Genomic DNA, 23667 nt, shown 5'->3' on the forward strand with positions numbered 1-23667 from the left:
ACTGACTGTCGCCGACTGTTTGACCACAGCGAACGAAGTGAGCGGAGGGAGTTTCGGCGACGGGCCATGAAGCCAGCCAGCGGAGGGAAGTCCTCGGCCCCCGAGGGGCCGAGGACCGCCCCCGACGGCGCGACACAGCCTCCCCACCCGCGCCTTTGCGAGAGGAGAAGCCTATCGTTTCACCGGCGGCAAATCCGTACAGGCACCCTCGAAGGCCTCCGCCGCCAACCCGATCGTCTCGCCGAGCGTCGGGTGCGGATGGATCGTGCGGCCGATGTCCACCGCATCGGCCCCCATCTCGATCGCCAGCGCGATCTCGCCGATCACGTCGCCGGCATGCGTGCCGACGATGCCGCCACCGACGATGGCGTGCGTCTCTTCGTCGAACAGCAGCTTCGTGAAGCCCTCGTCGCGGGTGTTCGCGATCGCCCGGCCCGACGCGTTCCACGGGAACAGGCCCTTCTTCACCTTCAGCCCCTTGGCCTTGGCTTCGTCCTCGGTCACGCCGACCCACGCCACTTCCGGATCGGTATAAGCCACGCTCGGGATCACGCGCGCAATGAACGTGGTCTTCGCGAGGTGGTCGTCGCCCAGCTGCTCGCCGGCCGCGACCTCGGCCGCCACATGGCCCTCGTGCGTCGCCTTGTGCGCCAGCATCGGCTGGCCGACGATGTCGCCGATCGCGAAGATGTGCGGCACGTTGGTCCGCATCTGGATGTCGACCGGGATGAAGCCGCGCTCGCCGACCACCACGCCGGCCTTGTCGGCACCGATGCGCTTGCCGTTGGGCACGCGGCCCACCGCCTGCAGCACCAGGTCGTACAGCTGCGGCTCCTTCGGCGCGCCCTCGCCTTCGAAGCGCACCAGGATGCCGTCCTTCGTCGCCTCGGCGCCCACCGTCTTCGTCTTCAACATGATGTTGTCGAAGCGCGGCGCGTTCATCTTCTGCCACACCTTGACGAGGTCGCGGTCGGCGCCCTGCATCAGGCCGTCGAGCATCTCGACCACATCGAGCCGCGCACCGAGCGACGAATACACCGTGCCCATCTCCAGCCCGATGATGCCGCCGCCGACGATCAGCATGCGCTTCGGGTTCTGGCGCAGCTCGAGCGCGCCGGTGGAGGTGACGACGCGCGGATCGTCCTTCGGCAGGAACGGCAGCTTCACCGCTTCGGAGCCGGCCGCGATGATCGCGCGCTTGAAGCGGATCGTCTGCGTGCCGCCCTTCGCCAGGGCCACGGTGATGTGATGCGGATCGGCGAACTCGGCCGTGCCCTGCACCACCGTCACCTTGCGCATCTTGGCCATCGCGGTCAGGCCGTTGGTCAGCTTGCCGACGACCTTTTCCTTGTGCTTGAGCAGCTTGCCGAGGTCGACGCTCGGAGCATTGAAGCCGATGCCCATCGAGTCGAAGTGCTTGACCTCGTCCATCACCGAAGCCACGTGCAGCAGCGCCTTCGACGGGATGCAGCCGACGTTCAGGCACACACCGCCGAGCGTCGCGAAGCGCTCGATCATCACCGTCTTCAGGCCGAGGTCGGCGGCGCGGAACGCAGCCGAGTAGCCGCCGGGGCCGGCGCCGAGCACGAGCATGTCGCATTCGAGGTCGACGGTGCCGGCAAACTCCGTTCGCACTGAGCCTGTCGAAGTGCCCGATTGCCCTGAGCCTGTCGAAGGGACTGAGCTTGTCGAAGGGCTCGTGGACTGCGCCTGGGCTTCGACAGGCTCAGCCCGAACGGATCCCGCGGACCCCGCATCCACGGCCTCCAGCGACAGCATCACCGTCCCCTGGTTCACGGTGTCCCCCACCTTGACCTTGATGTCCTTCACGACACCGGCATGCGACGACGGGATCTCCATCGACGCCTTGTCGCTCTCGACCGTGATCAGCGACTGCTCCGCCTTCACCGTGTCGCCGGGCTTGACCAGCAGCTCGATGATGGCCACGTCCTTGAAGTCGCCGATGTCCGGGACCTTGATGTCGATCAGTGCCATGCTCAGTCTTTCGCCTTCAGTTTGATCGTGTGGGCCTTGATCGGCCCGGCCGAGTTCTTGTCGAATTCGCAGCCGGCGCGAACGCCCAGCTCGGCGATCTCGCGCGCCGTCAACTTGCCGCCGTAGGCGCCGTACATCGCGCCGAGCGCGAACGCGCGGCCCGAGCCGATCGCCCAGAAGCGGTCGAACTCGAACACCTCGCGGTACGAGTACACGCCGTAGATGCCGGTCGCGTTGGCGATCAGCGCGGTGAACTGCGAGCTCTCGTACGGGTCGGCGTCTTCTTCCTTCGGGTTCAGGAAGAAGGTCTCCTTCAGCTTCGGGTGCACCTTCAGGAAGGTGTCGAACACCTCGTCGCGCGAACGCAGCTTCAGTTCGTCGGGCGGCAGGCTGTTCAGCACCCGCCGCAGCACCGGGAAGTGCGCGGTGGTGCCGGCCATGCCGATCCACGAATCGCCGACGCGGAACAGCTTCTCGTTCTCTTCATAGCCGTGCGCCAGCCGCGTGTCCCCGAAGGTCACGAGGCTGTCGGACGCGAGCGCCAGCTGCATTCCCTTGCGGACCACCACCACGGTCGTCATGGTGCGGATCCGCTCAGAGCAGGATGCGGCGGAAGTCGCCCAGGATCTGCGCGAGGTAGGTGTTGAAGCGCGCCGCCGAGGCGCCGTCGATCACCCGGTGGTCCCAACTCAGGCTCAGCGGCAGCATCAGGCGCGGCTGGAAGGCCTTGCCGTCCCACACCGGACGCGTCGCCGACTTGCACACGCCGAGGATCGCCACCTCGGGCGCGTTGATGATCGGCGTGAAGTAGGTGCCGCCGATGCCGCCCAGCGAGCTGATCGAGAAGCAGCCGCCGGTCATCTCGGCCGGGCCCAGCTTGCCTTCGCGCGCCTTGCCGGCAAGCTCGCTCATCTCCTTGCTGATCTGCAGGATGCCCTTCTTGTCGGCATCGCGGATCACCGGAACCATCAGGCCGTTAGGCGTGTCGGCCGCGAAGCCGATGTGCACGTACTGCTTCAGCACCAGTTGCTCGCCGTCGAGCGACGCGTTGAACTCGGGGAACTTCTTCAGCGCCGCGACGCAGGCCTTGATCAGGAACGCGAGCATCGTGACCTTGACGCCCGACTTCTCGTTCTCCTTGTTCAGCTGCACGCGGAACGCTTCGAGGTCGGTGATGTCGGCATCGTCATGGTTGGTGACGTGCGGGATCATCACCCAGTTGCGGTGCAGGTTGGCGCCGCTGATCTTCTTGATGCGCGACAGGTCGCGACGCTCGACCGGGCCGAACTTGGTGAAGTCGACCTGCGGCCACGGCAGCAGGCCGGGGAAGCCGGCACCGCCCGATGCCGCGCCGCCGGCCGGGGCCTTGGCGGCCTGCGCCTTGGTCTGCTGGGCGCCGGACAGCACGGTCTTCACGAAGGCCTGCACGTCGTCCTGCGTGATGCGGCCCTTCGGACCGCTGCCCTTCACTTCGTCCAGCGGCACGCCGAGTTCGCGGGCGAACTTGCGGATGCTGGGGGAGGCGTGCGGCAGGTTGGTCTGGAGGACGGAGGGTTCGTGGGCGGGGAGCGTCACACCCTCCGCTCGCCCTGCACCGCCTTCTGCTCGCGCTGCACCGCCTTCCGTTCGCCCTGAGCTTGTCGAAGGGGTGCTCGCGGCTTGCGCAGGGGCTTCGACAGGCTCAGCCCGAACGGGGGCCGCTGCGGCACCGGCAGCGGCCTGCACCGTCGCGATCAGCGAGCCCTTCTTCACCTTGTCGCCGACCTTCACCTTCAGGTCCTTCACGACGCCGGCGTGCGACGACGGGATCTCCATCGAGGCCTTGTCGCTCTCGACGGTGATCAGCGACTGCTCGGCCTTGATCGTGTCGCCCGGCTTGATGAACACCTCGATCACCGCGACCTCGTCGAAGTCGCCGATGTCGGGGATCACCACGTCGACCACTGCACCAGAGCTGGCCGTGGCGCTGGATTCCGTTCGCGCTGAGCTTGTCGAAGTGCTTGCTGCGATGGGAGCCGATGCTGCGGCACGAGGGGCTTCGACAGGCTCAGCCCGAACGGGAGATGCTGCACCCGCCGCCTCGATCACCAGCAGCAGCGTCCCCTCGTTGATCTTGTCGCCGAGCTTGACCTTCAGCTCCTTCACGACGCCGGCATGCGACGACGGGATCTCCATCGAGGCCTTGTCGCTCTCCACCGTGACGAGCGACTGCTCGGCCTTCACGGTGTCGCCCGGCTTCACGAGCAACTCGATGATCTCGACATCCTTGAAGTCGCCGATGTCGGGGACTTTCACTTCCACCAATGCCATGCTGGGTCTCCGGCGTGTTCTTGTGTCGTACCCGTTCAGGCGTACAGCGGGTTGATCTTGTCAGCGTTGATGCCGTACTTCTTGATGGCCTCGGCGACCTTCTCGGCCGGCAACGTGCCCTCGTCGGCCAGCGCCTTCAGCGCCGCGACCACGACGTAGTGCCGGTTCACCTCGAAGTGCTCGCGCAGCTTGCTGCGGAAGTCGCTGCGGCCGAAACCGTCGGTGCCCAGCACCTTGTAGCTGCGGCCCTTCGGGATGAACGCGCGGATCTGGTCGGCGTAGTTCTTCATGTAGTCGGTCGATGCGATCACCGGGCCGGCGTACTTGTCGAGCTGCTGCGCGACGAACGGCACGCGCGGCTTCTCGGTCGGGTGCAACAGGTTCCAGCGTTCGCAGTCCTGGCCGTCGCGCGCCAGCTCGTTGAAGCTCGGGCAGCTCCAGATGTTGGCCGAGACGCCCCAGTCCTTCGCGAGCAGCTCCTTCGCGGCGATCGATTCGCGCAGGATCGTGCCCGAGCCGAGCAGGTTCACGCGCGGCGTCTTCTTCGCGCCCTCTTCCAGCAGGTACATGCCCTTGATGATCTGCTCTTCGGTGCCGGCCTTCAGGCCCGGCATCGGGTAGTTCTCGTTCAGCAGCGTCAGGTAGTAGTACACGTTCTCCTGCTGCTCGACCATGCGCTTCAGGCCATGGTGCAGGATCACGCCCACTTCGTGCGCGAAGGTCGGGTCGTAGCTGATGCAGTTCGGGATCGTGCCGGCCAGGATGTGGCTGTGGCCGTCTTCGTGCTGCAGGCCTTCGCCGTTCAGCGTCGTGCGGCCCGAGGTGCCGCCCAGCAGGAAGCCGCGCGCCTGCATGTCGCCGGCTGCCCAGGCCAGGTCGCCGATGCGCTGGAAACCGAACATCGAGTAGTAGACGTAGAACGGCACCATGATGCGGTTGTTCGTCGAGTACGACGTGGCCGCCGCGATCCAGCTGCTCATGCCGCCGGCCTCGTTGATGCCTTCCTGCAGGATCTGGCCGGCCTTGTCCTCGCGGTAGTACATCACCTGGTCCTTGTCGACCGGCGTGTACTGCTGCCCCGCGGGGTTGTAGATGCCGATCTGGCGGAACAGGCCTTCCATGCCGAAGGTGCGCGCCTCGTCGACCAGGATCGGCACCGCGCGCGGGCCGAGTTCCTTGTCGCGCAGCAGCTGCGTCAGGAAGCGCACGTAGGCCTGCGTGGTCGAGATCTCGCGGCCTTCGGCGGTCGGCTCGAGCACCGCCTTGAAGGTCTCCAGCTCGGGCACCTTCAGTTGCTCGTCGGCCTTGGTGCGGCGGTGCGGCAGGTAGCCGCCCAGCGCCTTGCGGCGGGCGTGCAGGTACTGCATCTCCGGCGTGTCGTCGGCCGGCTTGTAGAACGGGATCTCGGCGAGCTTGTCGTCCGGGATCGGGATGTTGAAGCGGTCGCGGAAGGCGCGCACATCCTCGTCGACCAGCTTCTTGGTCTGGTGGGCGGTGTTCTTGCCTTCGCCGATCTTGCCCATGCCGTAGCCCTTGACGGTCTTGATCAGCATCACCGTCGGCTGGCCCTTGTGCTTGGTCGCGCGGTCGTACGCGGCGTAGACCTTGTGCGGGTCGTGGCCGCCGCGCTGCAGGCGCCAGACTTCCTCGTCGCTCATCTTCGCGACCATCTCCAGCATCTTCGGATGGCGGCCGAAGAAGTTCTTGCGCACGAAGGCGCCGTCATTCGCCTTGAAGGCCTGGTAGTCGCCGTCGACGGTGTCCATCATCACCTTGCGCAGAATGCCGTCCTTGTCCTTCGCGAGCAGCGGATCCCAGTAGCTGCCCCACAGCAGCTTGATGACGTTCCAGCCGGCACCGCGGAACTCGCCTTCGAGCTCCTGGATGATCTTGCCGTTGCCACGCACCGGTCCGTCCAGGCGCTGCAGGTTGCAGTTGACGACGAAGATCAGGTTGTCGAGCTTCTCGCGCGCCGCCAGGCCGATCGCGCCGAGCGATTCGGGTTCGTCCATCTCGCCGTCGCCGCAGAACACCCACACCTTGCGGTTCTCGGTGTTCGCGATGCCGCGGGCATGCAGGTACTTCAGGAAACGCGCCTGGTAGATCGCCATCAGCGGGCCCAGGCCCATCGAGACGGTCGGGAACTGCCAGAACTCGGGCATCAGCTTCGGATGCGGGTAGCTGGAGATGCCCTTGCCGTCGACCTCCTGGCGGAAGTTCAGCAGCTGCTCCTCGGAGAGCCGGCCTTCCATGTAGGCGCGGGCGTAGACGCCGGGCGACGAGTGCCCCTGGATGTACAGCAGGTCGCCGCCATGGCCTTCGCTCTCGGCGTGCCAGAAGTGGTTGAAGCCGGTGCCGAACATCGTCGCGAGCGACGCGAACGACGAGATGTGGCCGCCCAGGTCGCCGCCGTCGGCCGGGTGCAGGCGGTTCGCCTTGACCACCATCGCCATCGCGTTCCAGCGCATGTAGGCGCGCAGGCGCTCCTCGATGTCGACGTTGCCGGGGGAATGCTCCTCCTGGTCGACCGGGATGGTGTTGACGTAGGCGGTGTTGGCCGAGAACGGCACGTCGATGCCGGCCTGCCGTGCATGGTCGATCAGCTGTTCGAGCAGGAAGTGCGCGCGCTCGCCGCCTTCGGCACCGATCACCGCCGACAGGGCGTCCAGCCATTCGCGGGTTTCCTGCGAGTCGGCATCGTTCGCCGAGGCGCCGAGGAAAGACTCCGGGTTTGCAGCCATGCTTGTCTCCGTAAGGTTCAACTTTTTGGGGCGGCGGCAGTGTCGCACAACTCAAAAAGCTTTCCAAATTGCGCGACCTCGTTTCGTATTGTGGGATTCCCCGGGGCGCGGGTCCCTCCGGACGGGCTCCCTCGGGCCCGCCCTCGATAATCGCTCCATGCAGCCGTTGAACACCCCTCCTCCGCGCAGTGCCCCTCTCCCCGGTGCGGCGCAGAGAATCTTCGGGCTCTGGTGGCGGCGCCAGTCGCTCGCGCGCCAGGACCGCTTCGCGACGCTGGGTCCGCTGGTGTCGGTGCTGCTGTTCCTGGCGGCGATCATCCTGGCCTTCTGGTACCTGCGCAACGAGGAATTCGAGCGCGAGCAGGAATCGGTCAAGCGCGACACCGAGATCGCGCAGCAGCAGATCCGGCTGCGGCTGATCGAGAACCAGGAGCAACTGGTGCGCATCGCGCGCGAGATCGCGACCCGCACCATCGACCAGGACGAGTTCCTCGGCCAGGCCGCGAGCTTCACCCGCGAGCGCCCCGAGATCACGAACCTGATCTGGGTCGGCGCGAACCGCAGCCGGCGCGCCGGCTACGCGGCCACCGGTTTCCACCCGGAAAGCGGCTTCGGCGGCGAGGAGAGCAGCACCTCGGTGCCCAAGGAAGGCGCGAAGACCGCGCCCGAGGCGGCCTTCACCGCGGCGCGCGACCTGCGCCAGCCGGTGTATTCGCGGCCGTTCACCGATTTGTACGGCGCCGCGGTGTTCCAGGTGCAGGTGCCGCTGCTCGACCGCAGCGCGTTCTCCGGCACGCTGATCGCCGAGTACTCGATCGAATCGCTGATGCGCTACTTCATCCCGGCCGAGGTGTCGACGCGGCATTCGGTGACGCTGGTCGACGGCCAGGACCGCATCCTCGCGAGCACCGTGACGCCGATGCCCGGCCAGCAGAACCGCCGCTCGGCCACCACCATCGTGCACGACGTGCCGCTCGCGCCGGCCGGCAACGGCCTGGTGCTGCGCGGCCAGGGCTACCGCACCTCGATCGGGCTGATCAGCAACACGCTGTTCTGGATGGTCGCCGCGCTGTCGGTGCTGACGGTGTGGATGCTGCTCGGCACCTGGCGCCACATGCGCCGGCGGCTGCAGATCCAGAGCACGCTGGTGTCGGAGACCAACTTCCGGCGCGCGATGGAAAACTCGATGCTGACCGGCATGCGCGCGATGGACATGGAAGGCCGCATCACCTACGTGAACCCGGCCTTCTGCGCGATGACCGGCTTCAGCGAGGCCGAGCTGATCGGCCGCGTGCCGCCCTTCCCGCACTGGCCGCCCGAGCGCATCGACGAGAACACCCGGCTGCTGCAGCAGGAGCTGCAGGGCCGCAGCCCGGCCGGCGGCATCGAGGTGAAGGTGATGCGCAAGGACGAATCGCAGTTCGACGCGCGCATGTACGTCTCGCCGCTGATCGACCCGAAGGGGCTGCAGACCGGCTGGATGACCTCGATGACCAACATCACCGAGGCCAAGCGGGTGCGCGACCAGCTGTCGGCTTCGCACGAGCGCTTCACCACCGTGCTCGAAGGGCTGGACGCCGCGGTGTCGGTGCTGTCGGTGCAGCAGGGCGAGCTGCTGTTCGCGAACCGCTCGTACCGGCTGTGGTTCGGCGCCGATGCGCGCGGCCATGCGCTGCTGGCCGGCGGCGACCCGGGCCTGCCGGTGATCGGCGGGCTGTCGGCCTTCGGCGACGACGGCGATTCCGTCGACAGCTTCGGCGGCCTGCCGACGCAGGAACTGACCGAGGTCGGCTCGGATGCGCGCGAGGTCTACATCGAGCCGCTGCAGAAGTGGTTCGACGTGCGCGCGCGCTACCTGCAGTGGACCGACGGCCGGCTCGCGCAGATGCTGATCGCCACCGACATCACCGGCCGCCGCAACGCCGAGACGCAGGCCGCGCAGCAGGCCGAGAAGGCGCAGGTGACGAGCCGGCTGGTGACGATGGGCGAGATGGCCTCGTCGGTCGCGCACGAGCTGAACCAGCCGCTGACCGCGATCACGAACTACTGCAACGGCATGGTCTCGCGCGTGAAGGGCGATGCGATCCAGAAGGACGACCTGATCGCCGCGCTCGAGAAGACCGCGCGCCAGGCCGAGCGCGCCGGGCAGATCATCCGGCGCATCCGTGCGTTCGTGAAGCGCAGCGAGCCGCAGCGCCAGCCGGCCCAGGCGCAGAGCATCGTCGAGGATGCGGTGGAGCTGGCCAACATCGAACTGCGCAGGCGCAACGTGGCGGTGCACGTCTACGTCGCGCAGCGCCTGCCGACGCTGATGGTCGACCCGATCCTGATCGAGCAGGTGGTGCTGAACCTGCTGAAGAACGCGGCCGAGGCGATCGACATGGCGCAGCTGCCGCAGGCGCGCCGCAACATCGAGATGCGCGTGGTGCCCAAGCACACGCCGGAAGAAGGCGGCGTGATCGAGTTCAGCGTGACCGACAGCGGCCCCGGGCTGAAGGAGGAAGTGATCGCGCGGCTGTACGAAGCCTTCTTCTCGACCAAGGCCGAAGGCCTGGGCATCGGGTTGTCCCTGTGCCGCTCGATCATCGAGAGCCACCGCGGCCGTATCCGTGCACAGAACCTCTACAATGGCGACCTCGCCGTCGGGTGCCGCTTCAGCTTCACGCTGCCTGTGGAAACCGCCAAATCTGCCGGCCTGGAGCCGGCGCTGCCATGAGACTGCATCGATGAGCTTGATTCCGAAAAAGGGCACGGTCTATGTGGTCGACGACGACGAAGCCGTGCGCGACTCGCTGCAATGGCTGCTCGAAGGCAAGGACTACCGCGTCAAGTGCTTCGATTCCTCCGAATCGTTTCTGTCCCGCTTCGACCCGCGCGAGGTCGCCTGCCTGATCGCCGACATCCGCATGGACGGCATGAGCGGGCTTGAACTGCAAGACCGGTTGCTGGAGCGCAAGTCGCCGCTGCCGGTCGTCTTCATCACCGGCCATGGCGACGTGCCGATGGCGGTCACGACGATGAAGAAGGGCGCGATGGACTTCATCGAAAAGCCCTTCAAGGAAGAAGAACTGCTCGGCCTCGTCGAGCGCATGCTCGACCAGGCGCGCAGCGCGTTCTCGCACCACCAGGAAGCCGCCAGCCGCGACGCGCTGCTGTCGCGCCTGACCACCCGCGAGGCGCAGGTGCTCGAGCGCATCGTCGCCGGCCGGCTCAACAAGCAGATCGCCGACGACCTGGGCATCAGCATCAAGACGGTCGAGGCGCACCGCGCCAACATCATGGAGAAGCTGAACGCGAACACCGTCGCCGACCTGCTGAAGATCGCCCTCGGCGCCCAAGCCAAGGCCTGACACCCACCCCCATCCGAAGGCCGCTACCGAAGCGGCCTTTTTCGTTTCTGGAGCCCCGCCCCATGACCGCTCAACTGATCGACGGCAACGCCCTCGCCAAGCAGGTTCGCGCCGAGGTCGCGCAACGCGCGGCCGCCCTCACCGCCCGCGGCCACCGGCCCGGCCTGGCGGTGATCCTGGTCGGCGACGACCCGGCCTCGCAGGTCTACGTGAAGCACAAGGTCAACGATTGCGAAACCAGCGGCGTGCGCTCGGTGCTCGAGAAGTACGACGCAGCGCTGCCCGAGGCCGAGCTGCTGGCGCGCATCGCCGCGCTGAACGCCGACCCGACCATCCACGGCATCCTGGTCCAGATGCCGCTGCCGAAGCACATCGACCCGCAGAAGGTCATCGAGGCGATCTCGCCGCTGAAGGACGTCGACGGCTTCCATGTGCAGAGCGCCGGCGCGCTGATGGTCGGCCGCCCCGGCTTCCTGCCGTGCACGCCCTACGGCTGCATGAAGCTGATCGCCACCACCGGCATCGCGCTGCGCGGCAGCAACGCCGTCGTGATCGGCCGCAGCAACACCGTCGGCAAGCCGATGGCCCAGCTGCTCTTGCAGGCCAACGCCACCGTCACCATCTGCCACAGCGGGACGCCCGACATCGGCCTCTTCACGCGCCAGGCCGATGTCGTCGTCGCGGCGGTCGGCAAGCGCAATGTGCTCACCGCCGACATGGTCAAACCGGGCGCGGTGGTCATCGACGTGGGCATGAACCGCAAGGACGACGGCAAACTCGCCGGCGACGTGGACTTCGACGGCGTCTCGAAGGTCGCCGGCTGGATCACGCCGGTGCCGGGTGGCGTCGGACCCATGACCCGTGCGATGCTCCTGGTCAACACCCTGGAGGCCGCGGAGCGATTCGCGCAGGGTTGACGCGCCACCCGGTGGCGGCACTTCGGTCACTTCACAAGGGAGATGAAAACAATGAACGAGATCAATCCACTGCTGGTTCCCGATGCACTGCTCGACTTCTCGGCGATCCGCGCCGCGCATGTCGCGCCGGCGATGGCGCAGTTGCTGACCGAGGCCGAGGAAGCGCTCGACAAGGTGACGAGCGACGCGGTGCCGGCCGACTACGACGCGATGTCGGCGGTGCTCGACGTCGCGACCGAACGCCTCGGCCGTGCCTGGGGCGCGGTGCACCACCTGACCGCGGTGGCCGACACGCCGGAGCTGCGCGCGGCGTACAACGAGCAGCTGCCGGCCGTCACCGAATTCCACACCCGGCTCGGTGCCGATGAGCGGCTCTACGCGAAGTACAAGCAGATCGCCAACAGCCCGGCCGCCGCCGCGCTCAGCGCGCCGCGCCGCCAGGCGCTGTCGAACGCGATGCGCGATTTCGTGCTGTCGGGGGCCGAGCTGAAGGGCGCCGACCGCGACCGCTACGCGCAGATCCAGGACCGGCTGGCCGCGCTGTCGCAGACCTATTCCGAGCACGTGCTCGATGCGACCGACGGCTTCGCGCTGTACGTTGACGAGGCCGAGCTTGCCGGCGTGCCGGCCGACGTGGTCGCCGCGGCGCGCGCCGCCGCCGAGGCCGACGGCAAGCCGGGCCACAAGATCACGCTGCACTTCCCGAGCTACTTCCCGGTGATGCAGTACGGCAGCAACCGCGCGCTGCGCGAGAAGCTGTACGTGGCCTACGTGACCCGCGCGAGCGAGGCCGGCCCGGCGGCGCTCGACAACAGCGCGGTGATGCGGGAGCTGCTCGACCTGCGCCAGGAAGAAGCCAGGCTGCTCGGCTATGCGAGCTTCGCCGAGGTGTCGCTGGTGCCGAAGATGGCCGATTCGCCGCAGCAGGTCACCGGCTTCCTGCGCGACCTGGCGCAGCGCGCCCGCCCGTACGCCGAGCGCGACCTGGCCGAGCTGCGCGCCTTCGCCCGCAGCGAACTCGGGCTCGGCGAGCTGCAGGCCTGGGACTTCCCGTACGCCAGCGAGAAGCTGAAGGAAAGCCGCTACGCGTTCAGCGACCAGGAGGTGAAGCCGTACTTCACCGAGACCAAGGTGCTCGACGGGCTGTTCCGCATCATCGAGACGCTGTTCGAGGTCAGCATCCGCGCCGACAGCGCGCCGGTCTGGCACCCGGGCGTGCGCTTCTTCCGCATCGAGCGCCAGGGCGAGCTGGTCGGGCAGTTCTACCTCGACCCGTATGCGCGCCCCGGCAAGCGGCCCGGCGCGTGGATGGACGACGTCTGCGGCCGCTGGGCGCGTCCCGACGGTCGCACGCAGACGCCGGTCGCGCACCTGGTGTGCAACTTCGCGTCGCCGGTCGAGGTCGACGGCAAGCGCCGCCCGGCGCTGCTGACGCACGACGACGTGACGACGCTGTTCCACGAGTTCGGCCACGGCCTGCACCACATGCTGACGCAGGTGAACGACGTCGGCGTGGCCGGCATCTCCGGCGTCGAATGGGACGCGGTCGAGCTGCCGAGTCAGTTCATGGAAAACTTCTGCTGGGAGTGGGACGTGCTGAAGCGGCTGACCGCCCACGTCGACACCGGCGAACCGCTGCCGCGCACGCTGTTCGACAAGATGCTCGCCGCGAAGAATTTCCAGAGCGGGCTGCAGACGCTGCGCCAGATCGAGCTCTCGCTGTTCGACATGCGCCTGCATGCCGAGCCGGGCTCGCAAGCCGACATCCAGAAGCTGCTCGACGAGGTGCGCGCCGAGGTGGCGGTGCTGGTGCCGCCGCGCTTCAATCGCTTCCAGCACGGCTTCTCACATATTTTTTCCGGCGGTTACGCGGCCGGCTACTACAGCTACAAGTGGGCCGAGGTGCTGAGCGCCGACGCCTGGAGCGCCTTCGAAGAGGCCGGCGCGCTCGACATCGCCACGGGGCGGCGCTACCGCCAGGCCATCCTCGAGGCGGGCGGCAGCCGCCCGGCGATGGAGAGCTTCAAGGCCTTCCGCGGCCGCGAGCCGAGCATCGATGCGTTGCTGCGGCACCAAGGCATGGCTTAGGCGAGCCGGCCCCGATGAAGTAAATTCGGACGCAAACACATTCAGCGTTGTTGGAGCCCCCCCATGACTCGATCCGTTCACCGTCAATTCGCCCGCACCTTCACCCTGGCCGCACCGGCGCTGCTGGCCACGCTGTTCACCGCGCTGCCCGCGCACGCGCTGTACAAGGTGGTCGGCCCCGACGGCAAGATCACCTACACCGACCGGCCGGCGGTCAGCCCCGAGAACAAGGTGCAGTCGGTCAACAGCAGCGGTGGCGTGTCGGACGACGTCGCGCTGCCGTACGAGCTGCGCCAGATCGCACAGCGCTACCCGGTGACGCTGTACGGCACCAAGGACTGCCCGCCGTGCGACATGGCCCGCCAGCTGCTGCGCCAGCGCGGCATCCCGTTCGCCGAGAAGTCGATCTCGACCAAGGAAGACGGCGACGCGCTGCAACGCATCACCGGCGGCCGCGACCTGCCGGCCGCGACCATCGGCGCGCAGGTGCTGCGCGGCTTCCAGCGCGAGGACTGGTCGAGCTACCTCGATGCCGCGGCGTACCCGAAGGAATCGAAGCTGCCGGCCAACTACACGCAGGGCAGCGCCACGCCGCTGACCGAGCCGAAGCAGGCGGTGAAGGCGAACACGCCGCAGAACGGCAATGCGCCCGCAGCGCAGCCGCAGCAGTCGTCGAACGACAGCGGCAGCAGCGGCAGCAACCCCGCCGGGATCAAGTTCTAGATCGAAGAAGCGGGCCGAGCGCCGGGCCGGCCCAAGCCGGCCCGCATCCCCCTGCGGGATCGGTCGGCGTACTCGACGACCGAGGGGTTGTCATTCACCGGATCTGGCGGGCCTGCCAGCTTCCGGCGCCGACCGCCAGGCCCATCATCCAGAACAGCGACGCGGCCCCCAGCGCCGCCCCGAAGGCGCCGAACAGCAGCGGCATCAGCGTGCTGGACCCATTCAGCGCCATCGACCGGAACGCGATCGCCTCGCCGTGGCGTTCGTGCGGCGTGATGTGGTGCAGCGTCGACATCACCATCGGCTGCACCGCCCCGAGCGCCAGCCCCAGCAGCGACGCGCAGCAGGCCATCAGCCAGGCCGAGTGCACGAACGGGTAGACGCCGAAGATCACAGCGACCCACAGCATCGCGCCGGTCAGCACCTGCGATTCGCTCAGGCGGTGCGCGAGGATCGGGATCAGCAGCCGCACCCCCACCACCGACATCGCGAACAGCCCGAGCACCAGCCCGATCGCGCCAGCGCTCATGCCGCGCTCGTGCCCGAGGATCGGCACGACGAAGGAATGCACGTCCCAGCTGGCCGACAGCAGCCAGTTCACCAGCAGCAGCCGGCGCAAGGCCGGTGAGCGCAGCAGGTCCCACGAACTCTGGCGCGCCGCCGCGGTGGAGGCACGCGGCACGTCGGCCTCGGCCGGCACGTAGCGGGCCGACACCAGCGCCGCCAGCGGCATCAGCATCAGCACCGCGAACGCGAACCGGAAGCCCATCTGGTCGATCAGCAGCCCGGCGGTCACCGGGCCGACCACGTTCGACAAGGCCGGCGCCAGCCCCAGCCAGCTGAAGACGCGGATGCGTTCGGTCGCATCGGTGGCCATGCGGCCGGCGGTGCGCTGGATCGTGATCAGGCCGAAGTTCGAGCCGGCGCCGGTCAGGATGGCCGCCAGGCACATCGCGATGTAGTGGCTGCTGAGCGCGGCGATGGTGCCGCCCGCGAGCGACAGCGCGACCCCCAGCCGCATCGGCACGTGGTAGCCCCGACGATCCGCGAGCCGCCCGGCCGGCAGCGACAGCAGCACCGGCGCCGCAGCGAACAGCGCCATCAGCAGCCCGACCGTCCACTCCGCCTGCCCCTGCTTCAGCGCCTGCAGCGGCGCCGCCATCCGCACGCCCGCCATGCACGAATGCAGGCTGATCTGGCCGAGGATCAGTGCGAGCAGCGGGCGGGAGAACTGGGCCATGGTGCGGTGTCGGCGACCTCAGGCATCGCTCTCGGGAAGGTCGGGGACGATGGCATCGTCGTCGCGCGGCAGCGCCAGCGGCAGCAAGGCCTGCGCATGCGCCTCGGTGACCGCCTCGACCGACTTCAGCTTGCGCGCCATCACGTTGGCCCGCGTCTGCGCCTGGTCGATCGTGTTGCTGGCCTCGTCGAGCTTCTTCTTGGTCTTCGCGAGCACGTCGCCGAACTTCGCGAACTCGGTCTTCACCGCGCCCAGCACCTCCCACACCTCGACCGAGCGCTTCTCCAGCGCCAGCGTGCGGAAGCCCATCTGCAGGCTGTTCAGCGTGGCCAGCAGCGTGGTCGGCCCGGCCAGCATCACGTGGTGCTCGCGCTGCAGCGATTCGACCAGCCCGGGCCGGCGCAGCGCCTCGGCATACAGGCCTTCGGTCGGCACGAACAGGATCGCGAAATCGGTGGTGTGCGGCGGCGAGACGTACTTGTCGTGGATGGACCGGGCCTCCAGCCGCAGCCGCGTCTCGATGGCCTTCGCGGCCACCTCGACCGCCCCCGGGTCGGCGCGGTCCTGCGCGTCCAGCAAGCGTTCGTAGTCTTCGCGCGGGAACTTCGCGTCGACCGGCAACCACAGCGGCACGCCGTCGACCCGCTGCCCCGGCAGCCGGATCGCGAACTCGACCCGCGCACCGCTGCCCGGCACCGTCTCGACGTTGACGGCGTACTGCTCCGGCGTGAACACCTGCTCCAGCAGGCCGGCCAGCTGCACCTCGCCGAAGATGCCGCGCGTCTTGACGTTGGTCAGCACGCGGTTCAGCGAGCCGACATCGCGCGCCAGGTTCTGCATCTCGCCGAGGCCCTTGTGCACCTGGTCGAGCCGGTCGGCGACCAGCTTGAAGCTTTCGCCCAGCCGCTGCTCGAGCGTGGCATGCAGCTTCTCGTCGACGGTGGCGCGCATCTGCTCGAGCTTCTTCTCGTTGTCGGCCTGGATCGCCGACAGCTTCTGCTCGACCGCGCCGCGCATCTCGGTCAGGCGCTGGTCGTTGGACTGCGACAGCGAGCGCAGCTGGTCGCCCAGCGCGTCGGCGAAGCGCTTCAGCGCATTGGCCTGCTGCTCGGCCAGCCGCGCCAGCGTGGCCTCTTGCGCCTGCTGCGTGGCAGCCAGCTGGGTGCGAAAGCTGTCGATCTGCTCGTTCTGCGTGCGCGCGACGTCGCCCTGTTGCGCGAGCAGCGTCTGCTGGAAGCTCGCGAGCGTCTGCCCCAGTTCCTGCCGCGTGCCCTGTGCGCTGCGGGCCACGTCGTCGCGCAGGCCGCGCTCGAGCCGTTCGAAGTGATCGCTGCCTTGATCGGGCCGCCGCAGCGCGAGCCAGAGCAACAACAGCAGGACAAGAACGAGGAGTGCGAGCGATATCCAGTCGAGGAGCATTCCCGCATTCTCGCAGCAGCGGCTATGCCGAGGAGCGCAGTGGGGCAGGCAGCAGGCGCTTTTCGATCGCGTCGAAGCCGTATTGCACCAGCAGCGCGAGCACCGCCGCCGGCAGCGCGCCGGCCAGCATCGCCGCGGTGTCGTTGACCGCCAGGCCGGCGACGATGCGCTCGCCATAGCCGCCGGCGCCGATGAAGGCCGCCACCGTCGCGGTGCCGACGTTGATCACCGCCGCGGTCTTGATGCCCGCCAGCAGCGTCGGCGCCGCCAGCGGCAGTTGCACGTGGCGCAGCACCTGCCGCGGCGTCAGGCCGAGCGACAGTGCAGCCTGCGCCAGCCCGGCTGACACGCCCTGCAGCCCGGCATGCGTGTTGCGCACGATCGGCAGCAAGGCGTAGAGGAACAGCGCGATCAGCGCCGGCAGCAGCCCGATGCTGCCGACGACCGCGATCAGGAAGGCCAGCAGCGCGAGCGACGGCACCGTCTGCAGCACCGACACCACGCCCATCACCAGGCCGGCGCTGCGCGGCCAGCGCCAGGCCGCGACGCCGAGCGGCACGCCGACCAGCACCGCGACCGCGAGCGAGCCGAACACCAGCAGCAGGTGCTGCCCGGTGAGGCGCGCGAAATCGGGGCCGAACAGCCGCTGTGCGAAGGTGAGCGGCTTCGAGGCCGCCACCGCGCTGCCCGACAGGAACTGCCGCGCGACCTCGGCGAAGCTCTTGCCGTCCAGTTCGACCTGCGCGTTCAGCGAGATCATCGCCGCCTCATCGATGCGGCCGGCCAGCGATTGCAGGGGCGCCGGGTCGAGTGCGGCCCGCATCAGCAGCACCGCGTCGTATTTCGGGAAGAAGTTCAGGTCGTCCTTCAGCACCCGCAGCTTGTAGCGGCCCACCTTGGCATCGGTGCTGTAGATGTCGATCAGGTCGATGCGGCGCGCCGCGACCGCGTCATAGGCCAGGCCGTGGTCCAGGCCGGCGGGCTTCTCGTAGCCGAGTTGGTAGGCGGCCTTCAGCGCGGGCCAGCCGTCGGCGCGCTCCAGGAACTCGTGCGACAGCCCCAGCCGCAGCGCCGCCGCCTGCGGCTTCAGCAGGTCGGAGATGCGCTCGATGCCGAGCTGCTGTGCCTGCGATTCGAGCATCGCGATCGCATAGGTGTCGTTGAAGCCGAGCGGCACCGCAGCCTTCAGCCCGCGCGGCGCGAGCCAGGCGTTCAGCTCGTCGAGCGACGGGTTGCCCTCGCGCTTCAGCAGCTCGCGCACGATGGTGCCGGTGTACTCGGGGTAGACGTCGACCGCGCCGCTGGACAGCGCCTGTTCGAGGATGCCGGTGTTGCCCAGCCCCTGCTTGTGCGTGGCCGCGATGCCGGCGCGCTCATACGTCTGGCGCACGATCTCGCCGAGCACGTACGACTCGGTGAAGCGCTTCGAGCCGACGGTGATGCTGTCGGCCGCGTGCGCCGACGCGCCGCACGCCATCAGCAGGCCCATCAGCAGGCCGGCAGCGGCAGCGCGCAGCGCCTTCATCCCTTCAGCGCCGCCGCGTTGATCGGCGTCGGCGGGTGCCCGGCCTGCGGGCCGAAGCCCAGCGCGGCGATCAGGTTGTCGGCCGCGAGGTTGGCCATCGCACGCCGCGTCGCGATGGTCGCGCTCGCGATGTGCGGCGTCAGCACGACGTTGGGTACCGTCAGCAGCGCCGGGTTCAGTGCCGGCTCGCCTTCGAACACGTCGAGCCCGGCGGCAGCGATGCGCCGCTCGGCCAGCGCCTGCGCGAGCGCCGCGTCGTCGACGACACCGCCGCGGGCGATGTTGGTCAGCGTCGCGCTGCGCTTCATCTGCGCCAGTTCGGCCGCGCCGATTGCATGGTGCGAGGCCGGCGAGTACGGCACCACGATCACCAGGTGGTCCGCATCGCGCAGCAGCGCTTCCTTCGACACGTAGCTGGCGCGGCACTCGGCCTCGATGCCGGGCGCGAGCCGCGAACGGTTGTGGTAGATCACCTTCATGCCGAAGCCGTGAGCGCCGCGCTTCGCGATGCCCTGGCCGATGCGCCCCATGCCGAGGATGCCGAGCGTCGCGCCGTGCACGTCGCTGCCGGCGAACATCTCGTACGACCACTTCTTCCATTCGCCGCGGCGCAGGAAGTGCTCCGATTCGGCGATGCGGCGCGCGGTGGCCATCATCAGCGCGAAGCCGAAGTCGGCGGTGGTCTCGGTCAGCACGTCGGGCGTGTTGGTGCACAGCACGCCGCGCGCATTGCAGGCATCGACGTCGATGTTGTTGTAGCCGACCGCCATGTTGCACACCGCCTTCAGCTGCGGGTTGGCGTCGAGCACCTCGGCGTCGAAGCGCTCGCTGCCGGTGGCGAACACGCCCTGCTTGCCGGCCAGGCGCTGGATCAGTTCGGCTTTCGTGAAGACACGGTCGGCCGGGTTGTCCTCGACGTCGAAATGCGCCCGCAGGCGGTCGACGACATCGGGGAACACGGCACGCGAGACGAGTACGGCAGGCTTCATGTCAGATCCTCTTCAACGGAAACAAGGTCAGAACCAGATCAGCGTCATCAGCACGAACAGCGGCAGCAGCACGGCCATCGACCAGCCCATGTAGCCGAAGAAACCGGGCATCCGGATGCCGCGGCTTTCGGCCACCGCCTTCACCATCAGGTTGGGCGCGTTGCCGATGTACGAGTTGGCGCCCATGAACACCGAGCCGGCGGAGATCGCCACCAGCGTGGTCGCGTACTGCGTCATCAGCTGCTGCGCATCGCCGCCGGCGGCATTGAAGAACACCAGGTAGGTCGGCGCATTGTCCAGAAACGACGACAGCGCGCCCGATGCCCAGAAATACATCCCCGGCAGCGGCGTGCCATCGGGGGCGGTGACGGCCGAGACGACCGCACCGAACGGCCCGTGCACGCCGGCCCGCAGCATCGCGATGACCGGGACGATGGTCAGGAAGATGCCGGCGAACAGCTTCGCGACCTCGACGATCGGCCCGAAGCCGAACTGGTTCTGCGCATGCGCCGACGCCGGCGTCGCGAACCACGACACGGCGGCGATCGCGAGCAGGCCGAGGTCGCGCGCGAGGCCTTGCCAGGTGACCTCGGCACCGGCCAGCGTGAACGCGACGCCGCCCTGCCAGACGCCACTCATCAGGATCAGCCCGGCCACGCCGGCCAGCAGCGGCAGGTTGATCGCGCCCTCGACACCGAAACCGCGGGTGTCCGGGGTCGGGTCGACGCGCCGCGGTTCCTCCCGGCCGCAGTACCAGCGGTCGAGCAGCCAGAAGATCCCGAGCAGCGAGCCGACCATGAACAGCGTGTGCGGCAGCAGGTGCACCAGCGTCCAGCTGAAGGCCACGCCCTGCAGGAAGCCGAGGAACAGCGGCGGGTCGCCGAGCGGCGTCAGCGCACCGGCCGCGTTCGACACGATGAAGATGAAGAACACCACGACGTGCGCGACGTGGCGGCGCTGGTCGTTGGCGCGGATCAGCGGCCGGATCATCAGCATCGATGCGCCGGTCGTGCCCATCACGCTGGCGAGCACCGCGCCGATCGCCATCAGTGCCACGTTCAGCCCCGGCCCGCCGTGCAGGTTGCCGCGCACGAAGATCCCGCCGGCCACGATGAACAGCGTGGCCAGCAGCACGATGAACGGGATGCACTCGCCGACCGCGGCGTGCACCAGGCCGTGCCAGGCGGCGTCGACGCCGAACACCGCCGCCTGCGGCAGCAGCCAGGCCAGCGCCCACGCGGCCACCACCTTGCCCTGGTGCCGGTGCCAGAAGCCCGGCACCGCCAGTGGCATCAGCGCGATCGACAGCAGCAGGCCCGCGAACGGAAGGCCCCACAATGGCCCGAACATCAGCCGAGGAACCGGGTGAAGGCGGCCACCGGCTCGCGCTCGGTCACCAGCGTGTTCTCGACCGCAGCCGGGTCGGCGACACCGAGCGACATGCCGCAGACCAGCATCTCGTCGTCGGCCGCGCCGAGGTGCGGCAGGATGATGCGGTGGAACTGCGTGAACGCCGCCTGCGGGCAGGTGTCGAGGCCGCGAGCGCGCGCGGCGACCATGATGTTCTGCAGGAACATGCCGTAGTCGAGCCAGCTGCCCTGCTGCATCACGCGGTCGATCGTGAACATCAAGCCCACCGGCGCGTCGAAGAACACGTAGTTGCGGCCGTGCTGCGCATGCATGCGCGGCTTGTCGCCCTTCGCGATGCCGAGCAGCCCGTACAGGTCCCAGCCGACCTTGCGGCGCCGGTCGACGTAGGGCGGGCGCCATTCGACCGGGTAGTAGGCGTATTCCTCGCGGTGCTGCGCGGCCTCGGCGGGGTCGTCGTAGACGGCGGTGATGTCTCGCGCCAGCGCCTGCAGCGGCTCGCCGGTCAGCACGTAGACCTTCCACGGCTGCGTGTTGGTGCCCGATGGCGCACGCGACGCGACGCGCAGGATGTCTTCGATCGTCTCGCGCGGGATCGGCGTCGGCAGGAACGCGCGCAGCGAGCGGCGCGAGGTGATGGCCGCGTCGACGGCGGCGGTCTGCTCGGGGGTCGGCAGGGGCGGCAAGGGGGATGTCACGAACGCAATCCTTCGAGGGCCTGGGTGAGGACAGCCGGCAACGCGGCCGGGCGGCGCGTCGCGCGGTCGACGTAGACGTGCACGAAATGGCCGCGCGCCGCACACAGCGGCTCGCCGGCGGCGAACAGCCCGATCTCGTAGCGCACGCTGGAGCTGCCGACCTGCGCGACCCGCAGCCCGGCGTCGACCATCTGCGGGAACGCGATCGGCGCGAAGTAGTTGCAGTGGGTCTCGACCACCAGGCCGATCACCGCGCCGGCGTGGAGGTCGAGCGCGCCGGCCTCGATCAGGTAGCGGTTCACCGCGGTGTCGAACAGGCTGTAGTAGACGACGTTGTTGACGTGGCCGTAGGCGTCGTTGTCCATCCAGCGGGTCGACAGGCTGGTGAAGTGCCGGTAGGCGCTGCGCGGTTCGGGCTGGGCCCGGGTCGGGGTCGAAGGCGTGGCGGGCGGCGTCATGGCGCTGCATTGTTCCATTGCTGGCGGCTGGCCAGCGCTTCGCGAAGCGTCGCGAGCTGCACCGCGACGGTGTCGGCGATCTGGTGGCCGTAGCCGCCGGCCATGCTGATCGCGACCGGAATGCGGCGCGCGCGGGCGGCGCCGAGGACGCGGCGGTCGCGCTCGGCCAGCCCGGCGGCGGTGAGCTTCAGCCGGCCGAGCCGGTCGCCCTCGTGCGGGTCGGCGCCGGCGAGGTAGAAGACCAGGCCCGGCGGACCGTGGGCATGGCGCTGCCACAGTTCGCCGAGTGCGACGTCGAGCGCGGCCAGGTACTCGGCATCGCGGCAGCCGTCGGGCAAGGCCACGTCGAGGTCGCTCGCCTCCTTGCGGAACGGGAAGTTGCGCTCGCCGTGCAGCGACAGCGTGAACACCGTCGGGTCGTCACGGAAGATCGCCGCGGTGCCGTTGCCCTGGTGCACGTCGAGGTCGATCACCGCGATGCGCAGCAGCGCGCGGTGGTGCCGGTGCCATTCGGCCTGCATCAGCCGCGCCGCCACCGCGACATCGTTGAAGACGCAGTAGCCGCCGCCCTTGTCGGCATAGGCATGGTGGGTGCCGCCGGCCAGGTTCGCGGCGACGCCGTCGGCCAGCGCGGCACGGGCCGCGGCGATCGTCGCGCCGACCGAGCGGCGCGAACGCTCGACCATGCGCGGCGTCCACGGGAAGCCGATCTCGCGCTGCGCCGCCGCGCTCAGCAGGCCTTCGGTCACCGAGTCGACGTAGTTCGGCGTGTGGGCCAGCGCGAGTTCGCCGTCGGTGGCGGCCGGCGCTTCCTGCAGCCGCAGCCCCGGTTCCGACTCGGCCGCTTCGCGCAGCAGCCGGTACTTCTGCATCGGAAACCGGTGCCCGTCGGGCAGCGGCAGCACGAAGTGGTCGGAGTGAAAAGCTTGCATCGAGGCTTGCATTGCCGGCGCATTGTGCCGATCGGCGTCGAAATGGGTCGGCGACTCTAGATTGCTGCATCGCAGCAAAAACAGCTTGAAATATGCCGATCGCCTCGTATACTTTCGGTATGGTGCAGTGCAACAAAGTCACTGTGTCAGGCGCAGTCCCCTTTTCTATCCTCTGGAGATTCCACATGCTGACCGCTGAACAATTGATCGCCGCCCACAAGACCAACATCGACACGCTCTTCGGCCTGACCGGCAAGGCGTTCGAAGGCGTCGAGAAGCTCGTCGAGCTGAACCTGCAGGTCGCGAAGACCGCCCTCGGCGAAGCCGCTGCCAACACCCAGGCCGCGCTGTCGGCGAAGGACGCGCAAGAGTTCCTGGCGCTGCAGGCCGGCCTGCTGCAACCGGCCGCCGAGAAGGCTGCCGCCTACGGCCGCTACCTGTACGACATCGCTGCCAGCACCAATGCCGACATCGGCAAGGTCGCCGAAGCGCAAGCCGCCGAAGCCCAGCAGAAATTCATGTCGGTGGTCGACACCGCGGTGAAGAACGCACCGGCCGGCACCGAGAACGTCGTCGCGCTGTTCAAGTCGGCCGTCGCGACCACCAGCAACGCCTACGAAAGCCTGCAGAAGGCCGCCGGCCAGGCTGCCAAGGTGGCCGAAGCCAACATCGAAGCCATCAGCGCCAGCGCCGTGAAGGCCGCGTCGAGCCCGAAGGCCAAGCGCACCGCCGCCTGAGCGGGCAACAAGTCGACACGAAGAAGAGCTGAAATCGACTTGAACTTATTGCGCGACCCTTCATCTGAGAATGACCGCGGGCCCTGCCTGCGGTCTCCCTGAAAGGTTGTCTCCTCGGTACCGCGCGAATTCTGATTCCAGGTACCTTCCGGCCCGGTGGCAACACCGGGCCGTTTT

Annotated in this window: 18 protein-coding genes; 6 read left to right on the plus strand and 12 right to left on the minus strand. The window is 68.4% G+C overall.

Annotation, left to right across the window (positions count from 1 at the left end):
- Positions 1 to 171 precede the first annotated feature (171 nt).
- The 4 genes from lpdA to aceE are packed head-to-tail and all read right to left on the minus strand — an operon-like array spanning position 172 to position 7046.
- Complete coding sequence (lpdA, locus tag ASC98_RS21100; RefSeq protein ID WP_056808318.1) at positions 172 to 1995, minus strand: dihydrolipoyl dehydrogenase; 1824 nt, start codon at positions 1993 to 1995, stop codon at positions 172 to 174.
- A gap of 2 nt (positions 1996 to 1997) precedes the next feature.
- Positions 1998 to 2576 (minus strand): MFS transporter, encoded by a 579-nt coding sequence (locus ASC98_RS21105; RefSeq protein ID WP_056808316.1) that lies wholly within the window; start codon positions 2574 to 2576, stop codon positions 1998 to 2000.
- Positions 2577 to 2589: 13 nt separating this feature from the next.
- The gene (gene aceF, locus ASC98_RS21110) at positions 2590 to 4305 is read right to left on the minus strand and encodes a dihydrolipoyllysine-residue acetyltransferase (protein WP_056808314.1); all 1716 of its coding nucleotides are present in this window, start codon (positions 4303 to 4305) and stop codon (positions 2590 to 2592) included.
- 35 nt (positions 4306 to 4340) lie between these two features.
- Complete coding sequence (gene aceE, locus ASC98_RS21115) at positions 4341 to 7046, minus strand: pyruvate dehydrogenase (acetyl-transferring), homodimeric type (protein ID WP_056808312.1); 2706 nt, start codon at positions 7044 to 7046, stop codon at positions 4341 to 4343.
- Between the two features lie 157 nt (positions 7047 to 7203).
- Here aceE and ASC98_RS21120 point away from each other — a divergent pair, with 157 nt between their 5' ends.
- The 5 genes from ASC98_RS21120 (at position 7204) to ASC98_RS21140 (ending at position 14124) form a co-directional block, all read left to right on the plus strand.
- Positions 7204 to 9762 carry a PAS domain S-box protein gene (locus ASC98_RS21120; protein ID WP_056808311.1) on the plus strand — a complete coding sequence of 853 codons (2559 nt, stop codon included), beginning with the start codon at positions 7204 to 7206 and terminating at the stop codon, positions 9760 to 9762.
- 10 nt (positions 9763 to 9772) lie between these two features.
- Positions 9773 to 10396: a response regulator transcription factor gene (locus ASC98_RS21125; RefSeq protein WP_047510729.1), complete on the plus strand. Its 624-nt coding sequence runs from the start codon at positions 9773 to 9775 to the stop codon at positions 10394 to 10396.
- Positions 10397 to 10458: 62 nt separating this feature from the next.
- Positions 10459 to 11313 (plus strand): bifunctional methylenetetrahydrofolate dehydrogenase/methenyltetrahydrofolate cyclohydrolase FolD, encoded by an 855-nt coding sequence (gene folD / locus ASC98_RS21130; protein WP_056820453.1) that lies wholly within the window; start codon positions 10459 to 10461, stop codon positions 11311 to 11313.
- Between the two features lie 51 nt (positions 11314 to 11364).
- Entirely contained in the window at positions 11365 to 13401 is a 2037-nt protein-coding gene (locus ASC98_RS21135; RefSeq protein WP_056808307.1) for a M3 family metallopeptidase, read from the plus strand.
- 63 nt (positions 13402 to 13464) lie between these two features.
- Positions 13465 to 14124 (plus strand): glutaredoxin family protein, encoded by a 660-nt coding sequence (locus ASC98_RS21140; RefSeq protein ID WP_056808305.1) that lies wholly within the window; start codon positions 13465 to 13467, stop codon positions 14122 to 14124.
- A 94-nt stretch (positions 14125 to 14218) separates the two neighbouring features.
- On the opposite strand, the gene ASC98_RS21145 is transcribed toward ASC98_RS21140, so the two are convergent.
- From ASC98_RS21145 to ASC98_RS21180, 8 genes are read right to left on the minus strand one after another with little or no spacing between them, the layout of a single operon-like run.
- Entirely contained in the window at positions 14219 to 15364 is a 1146-nt protein-coding gene (locus ASC98_RS21145) for an MFS transporter (protein WP_056808303.1), read from the minus strand.
- Positions 15365 to 15382: 18 nt separating this feature from the next.
- Complete coding sequence (gene rmuC / locus ASC98_RS21150) at positions 15383 to 16783, minus strand: DNA recombination protein RmuC (protein ID WP_056808301.1); 1401 nt, start codon at positions 16781 to 16783, stop codon at positions 15383 to 15385.
- Between the two features lie 22 nt (positions 16784 to 16805).
- Entirely contained in the window at positions 16806 to 18308 is a 1503-nt protein-coding gene (locus ASC98_RS21155) for a glycine betaine ABC transporter substrate-binding protein (protein WP_082541584.1), read from the minus strand.
- The gene (locus ASC98_RS21160; protein WP_056808299.1) at positions 18305 to 19297 is read right to left on the minus strand and encodes a D-glycerate dehydrogenase; all 993 of its coding nucleotides are present in this window, start codon (positions 19295 to 19297) and stop codon (positions 18305 to 18307) included. The genes ASC98_RS21155 and ASC98_RS21160 overlap by 4 nt, the downstream gene beginning before the upstream one ends.
- A gap of 27 nt (positions 19298 to 19324) precedes the next feature.
- Positions 19325 to 20647 (minus strand): sodium:proton antiporter, encoded by a 1323-nt coding sequence (locus ASC98_RS21165; protein ID WP_082541583.1) that lies wholly within the window; start codon positions 20645 to 20647, stop codon positions 19325 to 19327.
- Positions 20647 to 21363 carry a nitroreductase gene (locus tag ASC98_RS21170; protein WP_235581343.1) on the minus strand — a complete coding sequence of 239 codons (717 nt, stop codon included), beginning with the start codon at positions 21361 to 21363 and terminating at the stop codon, positions 20647 to 20649. The genes ASC98_RS21165 and ASC98_RS21170 overlap by 1 nt, the downstream gene beginning before the upstream one ends.
- On the minus strand, positions 21360 to 21821 hold the full coding sequence (locus ASC98_RS21175) for a thioesterase family protein (RefSeq protein ID WP_056808293.1): 462 nt from the start codon (positions 21819 to 21821) through the stop codon (positions 21360 to 21362). The genes ASC98_RS21170 and ASC98_RS21175 overlap by 4 nt, the downstream gene beginning before the upstream one ends.
- Positions 21818 to 22753, minus strand: a complete 936-nt coding sequence (locus tag ASC98_RS21180; protein ID WP_056809164.1) for a histone deacetylase — start codon at positions 22751 to 22753, stop codon at positions 21818 to 21820. The genes ASC98_RS21175 and ASC98_RS21180 overlap by 4 nt, the downstream gene beginning before the upstream one ends.
- Positions 22754 to 22938: 185 nt before the next feature.
- Between ASC98_RS21180 and phaP the strand changes: the two genes are divergently transcribed.
- The gene (gene phaP / locus ASC98_RS21185; RefSeq protein ID WP_056808291.1) at positions 22939 to 23490 is read left to right on the plus strand and encodes a TIGR01841 family phasin; all 552 of its coding nucleotides are present in this window, start codon (positions 22939 to 22941) and stop codon (positions 23488 to 23490) included.
- The last annotated feature ends 177 nt before the right edge of the window (positions 23491 to 23667 follow it).

The organism is Rhizobacter sp. Root1238, assembly GCF_001425825.1.
Taxonomy (GTDB): Bacteria; Pseudomonadota; Gammaproteobacteria; order Burkholderiales; family Burkholderiaceae_C; genus Rhizobacter.

Coding starts and splice junctions, on each gene's coding strand:
- lpdA (WP_056808318.1), bottom strand. CDS start 1,995: ATGGCACTGATCGACATCAAGGTCCCGGACATCGGCGACTTCAAGGAC.
- ASC98_RS21105 (WP_056808316.1), bottom strand. CDS start 2,576: ATGACGACCGTGGTGGTGGTCCGCAAGGGAATGCAGCTGGCGCTCGCG.
- aceF (WP_056808314.1), bottom strand. CDS start 4,305: ATGGCATTGGTGGAAGTGAAAGTCCCCGACATCGGCGACTTCAAGGAT.
- aceE (WP_056808312.1), bottom strand. CDS start 7,046: ATGGCTGCAAACCCGGAGTCTTTCCTCGGCGCCTCGGCGAACGATGCC.
- ASC98_RS21120 (WP_056808311.1), top strand. CDS start 7,204: ATGCAGCCGTTGAACACCCCTCCTCCGCGCAGTGCCCCTCTCCCCGGT.
- ASC98_RS21125 (WP_047510729.1), top strand. CDS start 9,773: ATGAGCTTGATTCCGAAAAAGGGCACGGTCTATGTGGTCGACGACGAC.
- folD (WP_056820453.1), top strand. CDS start 10,459: ATGACCGCTCAACTGATCGACGGCAACGCCCTCGCCAAGCAGGTTCGC.
- ASC98_RS21135 (WP_056808307.1), top strand. CDS start 11,365: ATGAACGAGATCAATCCACTGCTGGTTCCCGATGCACTGCTCGACTTC.
- ASC98_RS21140 (WP_056808305.1), top strand. CDS start 13,465: ATGACTCGATCCGTTCACCGTCAATTCGCCCGCACCTTCACCCTGGCC.
- ASC98_RS21145 (WP_056808303.1), bottom strand. CDS start 15,364: ATGGCCCAGTTCTCCCGCCCGCTGCTCGCACTGATCCTCGGCCAGATC.
- rmuC (WP_056808301.1), bottom strand. CDS start 16,783: ATGCTCCTCGACTGGATATCGCTCGCACTCCTCGTTCTTGTCCTGCTG.
- ASC98_RS21155 (WP_082541584.1), bottom strand. CDS start 18,308: ATGAAGGCGCTGCGCGCTGCCGCTGCCGGCCTGCTGATGGGCCTGCTG.
- ASC98_RS21160 (WP_056808299.1), bottom strand. CDS start 19,297: ATGAAGCCTGCCGTACTCGTCTCGCGTGCCGTGTTCCCCGATGTCGTC.
- ASC98_RS21165 (WP_082541583.1), bottom strand. CDS start 20,647: ATGTTCGGGCCATTGTGGGGCCTTCCGTTCGCGGGCCTGCTGCTGTCG.
- ASC98_RS21175 (WP_056808293.1), bottom strand. CDS start 21,821: ATGACGCCGCCCGCCACGCCTTCGACCCCGACCCGGGCCCAGCCCGAA.
- ASC98_RS21180 (WP_056809164.1), bottom strand. CDS start 22,753: ATGCAAGCTTTTCACTCCGACCACTTCGTGCTGCCGCTGCCCGACGGG.
- phaP (WP_056808291.1), top strand. CDS start 22,939: ATGCTGACCGCTGAACAATTGATCGCCGCCCACAAGACCAACATCGAC.